The sequence below is a fragment of the Nocardioides sp. genome, assembly GCF_035703625.1.
Lineage (GTDB): Bacteria > Actinomycetota > Actinomycetes > Propionibacteriales > Nocardioidaceae > Nocardioides.
In genome coordinates, this window is record NZ_DASSXS010000009.1 from 1 (window position 1) to 7279 (window position 7279).

Genomic DNA, 7279 nt, shown 5'->3' on the forward strand with positions numbered 1-7279 from the left:
CCAGCGGGCGTGCAGCTCCGAGACGGTGCCCGCGTCGAGGATCGACTCGACCAGCGGGTGCACGTCGTAGGCCCGCTTGCGCGACTCCGGCAGGAGCTCGGACAGGTCCCGGTCCTCGACGGCCTCGACCTTGAGGCTGCCCTGGGATCCGAGCAGGGTCGCGACCCCGCGCGCGCGGTCGAGGGCCTCGTGCTCGGACTCGGTGAGGATGTGGACCACACCGGAGCGGCGGCCGTGCGGCTCCGGCCCGCCGAGGCGCAGCATGTCGACGTCCTCGCCCGTCACCGAGCGCACCACGTCGGGGCCGGTCACGAAGATCCTGCCCTCGGGGCCCAGGATCACGACGTCGGTCAGCGCCGGCCCGTAGGCGGCACCGCCCGCCGCCGGACCGAGGACCACGGAGATCTGCGGGATCTTTCCCGACGCCTGGGTCATCACCTGGAAGATCCGTCCGACGGCGTGCAGGGACAGCACGCCCTCGGCCAGCCGGGCTCCTCCGGAGTGCCACAGGCCGATGATCGGGACACCCTCGGTCATCGCCCGGTGGTAGGCGTCGACCACGACCCGGCAACCCTGGTCGCCCATCGCGCCGCCCATGACGGTGGCGTCGGAGCAGAAGGCCACCACCCGGGTGCCGTCGACCAGGCCCACCGCGGCGAGCATGCCGGAGTCGTCGTCCGGGGTGATCAGCTCCAGTGACCCCTCGTCGAGCAGCGCGGTCAGCCGGTGCACCGGGTTGCGCGGGTCCTGGTCGCGGGGCAGCTTTTGCTTGGCGCCCGAGGGGGCCGCCGGCGCGGTGGTCGCCGCCATCACACGCTCCGGAAGGCGAGGGCGACGTTGTGGCCGCCGAAGCCGAAGGAGTTGTTGAGGGCCGCGACGTCGCCGGCGGGCAGGTCGCGCACCTTGTCGGCGAGGTCGAGACCGACGTCCTCGGGGTCGTCGAGGTTGATGGTCGGCGGGACCGTGCGCTCGTGGATCGCGAGGATCGTGGCCACGGACTCCAGGGCTCCGGCCGCACCGAGCAGGTGGCCGGTCATCGACTTGGTCGAGGTGACCACCGCGCCGTCGGCTGCGTCCCCCAGCGCGGCCCTGATGGCACCCGCCTCCGCCAGGTCCCCCTGCGGTGTCGAGGTGGCGTGGGCGTTGATGTGCCGTACGTCGCCGGGCTCGAGGTCGGCCTCGCGCAGGCACAGCTTCATCGCGCGGGTCGCGCCGAGACCGGACGGGTCCGGCTGCGCGATGTCGTGCGAGTCGGCGGTGATGCCCGCTCCGGAGGCCTCGGCGTACACCCGGGCGCCGCGGGCCTCGGCGTGCTCGGCCGACTCCAGCACGACGACGGCCGCACCCTCACCGAGCACGAACCCGTCGCGGCCCTTGTCCCACGGACGGGAGGCGGCCTCGGGGTCGTCGTTGCGCCGGGAGAGCGCCATCATCTGGCCGAAGGCGGCCATGGGCAGCGGGTGTACGGCGGCTTCGGTGCCGCCGCACACGACCACGTCGGCCCGGCCGAGCCGGATCAGGTCGATCCCCATGGCGATCGCCTCGTTGCCGGAGGCGCAGGCCGAGACGGGTGTGTGGACGCCCGCCTTGGCGCCGAGCGCGAGACCGATGTTGGCGGCCGGCGAGTTCGGCATCAGCATCGGGATCGCCAACGGTGAGACCCGCCGCGGCCCCTTCTCCTTGAGCGCGTCGTAGTTGGACAGCAGCGTCTGCACGCCGCCGATCCCCGACGCCATCGCCACCGCCAGCCGCTCCGGGTCGACGCCGGCATCGGCCAGCCCGGCATCGGCCCAGGCCTCGTTGGCGGCGACCAGCGCGAGCTGGCCGGAACGGTCCAGCCGACGGGCCTTGACCCGCTCGAGGACCTCGGTGGGCTCGACCGCGACCTCGGCCGCGATCCTGGCGCCGAGCTGCTCGGCCCAGTCCTGGGTGAGTGCAGCGACGCCGGACCGCCCCTCGATCAGGGCGGACCAGGTGGTGGGCACGTCCCCACCGACCGGGGACGTGGTCCCCAGGCCGGTCACGACGACTCGCTTGGCAGACATGAGGTTCCTTTTCTGGAGGGTGACTCGGCGGGCGCTGGGCCGCGGCCCCGGGCGATCAGCCCTGGGCGCGCTCGATGAACGCGACCGCGTCGCCGACCGTCTTGAGGTTCTTCACCTCGTCGTCCGGGATGGAGACACCGAACTTCTCCTCCGCGGCCACGACGACCTCGACCATCGAGAGCGAGTCCACGTCGAGGTCGTCCACGAAGGACTTGTCGAGCTGGACGTCGTCGGCGTCGATGCCGGCGACCTCGTTGACGATCTCGGCCAGGTCGGTGCGGATCTCTTCGGTGGTGGCCATCTGCGGCTTCCCTTCTGTTGTGCGTGCTGTTGTGTGGTCTGACTGGTGCGTCGGGATGGTGCGTCGGTCGACGGCGCGGGGTTGCTAGGGAACGGTGACGACCTGGGCGGCGTACGCCAGGCCGGCACCGAATGCCACGAGGAGCGCCGTGTCCCCGCTGCGTGCCTCACCGTCGTCGATCATGCGCTCGAGGGCGAGGGGAATGGAGGCCGCCGAGGTGTTGCCCTGCTCGGCGATGTCGCGGGCGATCCTGACCCGCTCGGGCAGCTTCATCGAACGCGCCATGGCGTCGATGATCCGCATGTTGGCCTGGTGGGGCACGAACACGTCGAGGTCGTCGATGGACACCCCGGCACGGTCGAGTGCCTGCTGGCCGATCTTGGCCATGGCGTACGACGCCCACCGGAAGACCGGGTTGCCCTGCATCATCAGGTGGGGCATGGTGCCGGTCCCCGGCCGGTCGGGAGTGCCGACGACGTCGCGCCAGTCCTCCTTCTGCCGGATGAGGTCGAACTGCTCGCCGTCGGAGCCCCAGACCACCGGGCCGATGCGGGGCTCGTCGGACGGGCCGACCACGGCCGCCCCCGCCCCGTCGGCGAAGATGAAGGCGGTCCCGCGGTCGTGCAGGTCGGTGAGGTCGCTCAGGCGCTCGACGCCGATGACCAGCGCGTGGCCGACGCTGCCGCCCCGGACCATGTCGGAGGCCAGGGCGACGCCGTGGCAGAAGCCGGCGCAGGCGGCGGAGATGTCGAAGGCCGCGGCCTTGTTGGTGCCGAGCTCGTGGGCGATGGCGGTGGCGACAGCCGGGGTCTGCAGCATGTGGCTGACCGTGGCGACGATGACGCAGTCGATCTGCTCGGCGGAGATGCCCGCCCGGTCGATCGCCTTGCGCGCGGCGTCCACGCTCATCATCTGCACGGTCTCGTGCGGGGCGGCCCAGCGTCGCTGGCGGATCCCCGACCGCTGCTGGATCCACTCGTCGCTGGAGTCGATCGCCGCGATGACCTCGGAGTTGGGGATCACCCGGGAGGGCCGGTAGCCGCCGATCCCGAGGATCGCGGCGTGCTGCGAGCCCGTGGCGCCTGACAGGGGGCTCATCAGGCAGCTCCCTCGGGGTGCAGTCGGAGCAGCGGCTGGCCGGGGGAGACCAGGTCACCGTCCTCGACGAGCCATTCGACGACCTGCCCGCCGTGCGGGGCGACCACGTTGATCCGGTCGCGCAGGCTGGCGACGTCGCCGATCGGTGCTCCGGGAGCGAGCCGGTCGACGTCGGCAGCCTCCTCCGCGCGGTGGAAGGTGCCCTTGGCGGGGGAGACGACCATCCGCCAGGTCGGCGTGGTGTCGATCTGGGAGGCCTCGCCGTGCTTCTCGACGAACGCCCGGGCGTCGTCGAGCTGGTCGGGGGTCTTGAGCGCGAACGTCTCGACGCCCTTCATGGCGCGCTTGGCGATCCCGGACAGCGTGCCGGCGGGCGGCATCTCGAGCAGTCCGGTGACCCCGAGGTCGAGCATGGTCTCCATGCAGAGGTCCCACCTGACCGGGCTGGCGATCTGACCGACGATCCTGGCCAGCACCTCGCGCCCGTCGTGGATGACCTGTCCGTCCTTGTTGGAGATCAGCGGCGTCCGCGGATCGTGGACGGAGACGGATCGGGCGAGGCCGGCGAGGTGCCCGACGGCCGGAGCCATGTGCTCGGTGTGGAAGGCGCCCGCCACGCTGAGCCTGGTGAGGCGGGCCTTGGCCGGCGGGTCGTCCGCGAGGGCGTCGAGCTGCTCGTGCGTGCCGGCGGCCACGACCTGGCCGGGGCCGTTGTCGTTGGCGGCCGTCAGCCCGTGCTTGTCCAGCGCGGCGAGGACCTCGTCGCGGTCACCGCCGAGGACGGCGGTCATCCCGGTCGGCGTCCTGGCCGAGGCCTCCGCCATCGCCCGGCCCCGCTCGCGGACCAGGACCATGGCCTGCTCGGCGGTGATCACCCGGGCGCCGGCGGCAGCGGCGAGCTCGCCGACGCTGTGGCCGGAGACGGCGCCGATCTTGGAGAAGGCGTCCGCGGGGTGCGGGAAGAGCTCCAGGGCCGCGACCAGTCCGGTGGCGACCAGCAGCGGCTGGGCCACCTGGGTGTCGCGAATCGTCTCGGCGTCGGACTCGGTCCCGTGGTGGGCGAGGTCGATACCGGAGACGGTCGAGAGCCAGTCGAAGCGGGAGGCGAAGGTGCGGTCCTCCAGCCACGGCGTGAGGAAGCCGGGGGACTGGGCCCCCTGGCCGGGAGCGACGATCACGAGCACGGGATCCACTGTGCCGGGTGAGGGGGGTCCGCCTCACCTCCGGCGTGCACGAATCTGGCCGGGTGATCTTTGTAGGTTCCCTACAAACGCCGCGCTGACCCGGCCGAAAGATTCGGGCGGGTCAGTCGTCGGTCCGGCCGGACTGGCGGCCCAGGACGAGGGCGATCTCGAGGGTGAAGGCATGGCGCGCCATGGTCGGCGTGTAGCCGGTCAGCTCGGCGATCTGCCGCAGGCGGTAGCGGACGGTGTTGGGGTGCACGAAGAGCGCCCGGGCCGCGCCCTCGAGGGAGGAGCCGTGCTGGAAGTAGGCGGTCAGGGTCTCGATCAGCGTGCCCTTGGCTCGCACGAGAGGCAGGTAGATCTCCTCGACCAGGTGGCGCCGGGCGTGGCCGTCGCCGGCCAGCGCCCGTTCCGGGAGCAGGTCCCCGCTGCTCACCGGGCGCGGCGCCTCCGGCCAGCCGGCGGCCGAGCGGTACGCCGACAGGGCGGCGCGCGCGGACAGGTGGGCCCGGCTGAGCCCCTCCTGGACCGGGCCGACGACCACCGGCCCCTCGCCGAAGAGCTCGACGACCGTCTTCGCCGCCTTGTGCGGGTCGCCGACCCCGCCGAGCACCACGACGAGTCGCTCGCCCTGGGTGGCGCACAGCGCGTCCATCCCCGCGGCCCGGGCCAGGCGTCGTACCTCGTCGAACACGTCGGTGTCGGTCCGCTCGGCGGGCACCGCACCCAGCACGACCGCGACCTCGCCCGGCGCCGACCAGCCCAGCGCGCTCGCTCGGGAGAGGACCGCCTCGTCGGTCTCGGCCCGCAGGATCGCGTCCACCACCAGCGCTTCCAGGCGAGCGTCCCAGGCACCGCGGACCTCGGCGGCCCGGGCGTAGACCTCCGCGGTGGCGAAGGCGACCTCCCGGGCGTACCGGAGCACCGCGGCATGGACGTCGCCGGCGTCCTCGGGCTCCACGATGTCGTCGATGTTGCTCTCCATGACCTCGATCGAGAGGCGGACCAGGTCGACGGTCTGCTGCAGGTTGATGACGCCGGCCAGGGCGCGTGGGGCGGCCCCGAAGACAGAGGAGGCCAGGACGGTGCCGCCGGGCACGGGCTCGCCGGTGTTCTGGTACCAGTCCACGAAGCCCCGGATGCCCGCCTGGACGATCAGCCCCACCCACGACCGGTCCTCGGCGCTCAGGTCGGCGAACCACGGAAGGTCGGTCTCCATCCGGGCCGTGGCGGCGGTGCTGAGCGTCCCGGTGGAGCGCTGGAGGGCGGTGGCCGCCCGGTTGGGCGACCGGCGCTGCGCGGAGGTCACAATTCGAGGTTAGTGCAGGAAATTCGAGGTTACGGCCGGGCGACTCGGGGTATATCTCACTCACACGAGGGGCCCGGGTCCCGAAGTGAAACCGGTTCTGGTTGAATCCCGCACAACCCGTACGAGCTGGGAGGCCCCCGTGCCCGATGTCCCGCACGAACTTCAGTACGTCACGATCCACGGTCATCGCCGCGCGTTCGTGAAGACGGGACAGGGACCGGCGCTTCTCCTCCTCCATGGCCTCGGCTGCGACCACACCACGTGGGAGCCCGTGATCGACTCCCTGGCCCGCCGCTACACCGTGATCGCCCCTGACCTGCTCGGTCACGGTCGGTCCGACAAGCCCCGCGCCGACTACAGCGTCGGTGGCTACGCCAACGGGATGCGCGACCTGCTCACCGTGCTCGGGATCGACATGGTGACCGTGGTCGGGCACAGCTTCGGCGGTGGCGTGGCCATGCAGTTCGCCTACCAGTTCCCGGAGCGCACCGAGCGCATGGTGCTGGTCGCTCCCGGAGGTCTCGGTCCCGAGGTCAACCCCGCCATCCGTGCGGTCACCACCCCCGGCTTCCACCAGGTGATGGCGGCGCTGACGCTGCCCGGCGTGCGGCACGTCGGCAAGGTCGGCCTGCAGGCGCTGTCCCGGACGCCGTGGAAGCACACGCGTGACCTCGACGAGGTGGCGGAGATCTACGACTCCTTCAAGGACCCGCGTGCCCGGCACGCCATCCGCCATGTCGTGAAGGCGGTCGTCGACTGGCGCGGCCAGGTCGTCACCATGGCCGACCGCGCCTACCTGACCGAGGCGATGCCGATGTGCGTGGTCTGGGGTCGCGACGACAAGGTGATCCCGGTCCGGCACGCCAGCAACGCCGCCATGCTCGCCCCCAAGGCCCAGGTCGAGGTGATCCCGAACGCGGGCCACTTCCCGCACAAGGACCACCCGCACCGCTTCGTGAAGATCGTCAACGAGTTCGTCCGGTCCACCCAGCCGGCGACGTACTCGCGCGACAGGTGGCGTCAGCTGCTGCGCAACGGGCAGGTCGAGGCCACCCAGGTCGCCGAGGTGACCGACATCAGCACCGCCTGATCCGAGCCGCGCCAGCGGATCGGATCGTTGGTCGTCGAGCAGCGCGCGCGACCGAGGAACGAGGTCGCGACCGCGCGTGTCGAGACGCCGTAAGCCGAGGCAGGGCGGTGACCACTGCGGTCGCCGCCCTGCGTCGCTTGGGGGGTTTCGAGGCTCAGGCGCCGGGGCGCCTTCGCACCTCAACCTCCGGGCGGTGACGGGTGCCTTCGTGCCTCAACCTCCGGGCGGTGACGGGCTCCTTCGCGCCTCAAC

The 7279-nt window shown here is 72.1% G+C and carries 7 protein-coding genes; 1 reads left to right on the forward strand and 6 read right to left on the reverse strand.

All coding sequences use genetic code 11. From position 1 onward, the window contains the following. The 6 genes from VFN12_RS00485 to VFN12_RS00510 all read right to left on the reverse strand — a co-directional run. The coding region (locus VFN12_RS00485; RefSeq protein ID WP_325116568.1) for a carboxyl transferase domain-containing protein at positions 1-810 on the reverse strand (810 nt) is incomplete at its 3' end. Then, the gene (gene fabF, locus VFN12_RS00490; RefSeq protein ID WP_325116569.1) at positions 810-2045 is read right to left on the reverse strand and encodes a beta-ketoacyl-ACP synthase II; all 1236 of its coding nucleotides are present in this window, start codon (positions 2043-2045) and stop codon (positions 810-812) included. The genes fabF and VFN12_RS00485, both read right to left, overlap by 1 nt. Before the next feature lie 55 nt (positions 2046-2100). Then, positions 2101-2346 carry an acyl carrier protein gene (locus VFN12_RS00495; RefSeq protein WP_325116570.1) on the reverse strand — a complete coding sequence of 82 codons (246 nt, stop codon included), beginning with the start codon at positions 2344-2346 and terminating at the stop codon, positions 2101-2103. 84 nt (positions 2347-2430) lie between these two features. After that, positions 2431-3444: a beta-ketoacyl-ACP synthase III gene (locus VFN12_RS00500; protein WP_325116571.1), complete on the reverse strand. Its 1014-nt coding sequence runs from the start codon at positions 3442-3444 to the stop codon at positions 2431-2433. Further along, complete coding sequence (locus tag VFN12_RS00505) at positions 3444-4628, reverse strand: acyltransferase domain-containing protein (protein ID WP_325116573.1); 1185 nt, start codon at positions 4626-4628, stop codon at positions 3444-3446. Before VFN12_RS00505 ends, VFN12_RS00500 begins: the two co-directional genes overlap by 1 nt. A gap of 121 nt (positions 4629-4749) precedes the next feature. Beyond that, positions 4750-5937 (reverse strand): helix-turn-helix domain-containing protein, encoded by a 1188-nt coding sequence (locus VFN12_RS00510; protein WP_325116574.1) that lies wholly within the window; start codon positions 5935-5937, stop codon positions 4750-4752. A gap of 139 nt (positions 5938-6076) precedes the next feature. On the opposite strand from VFN12_RS00510, the gene VFN12_RS00515 reads away from it, so the two are divergent. Continuing rightward, a complete protein-coding gene (locus VFN12_RS00515) occupies positions 6077-7027 on the forward strand; it encodes an alpha/beta fold hydrolase (protein WP_325116575.1) in 951 nt (316 codons plus the stop codon). Positions 7028-7279: the final 252 nt, after the last annotated feature.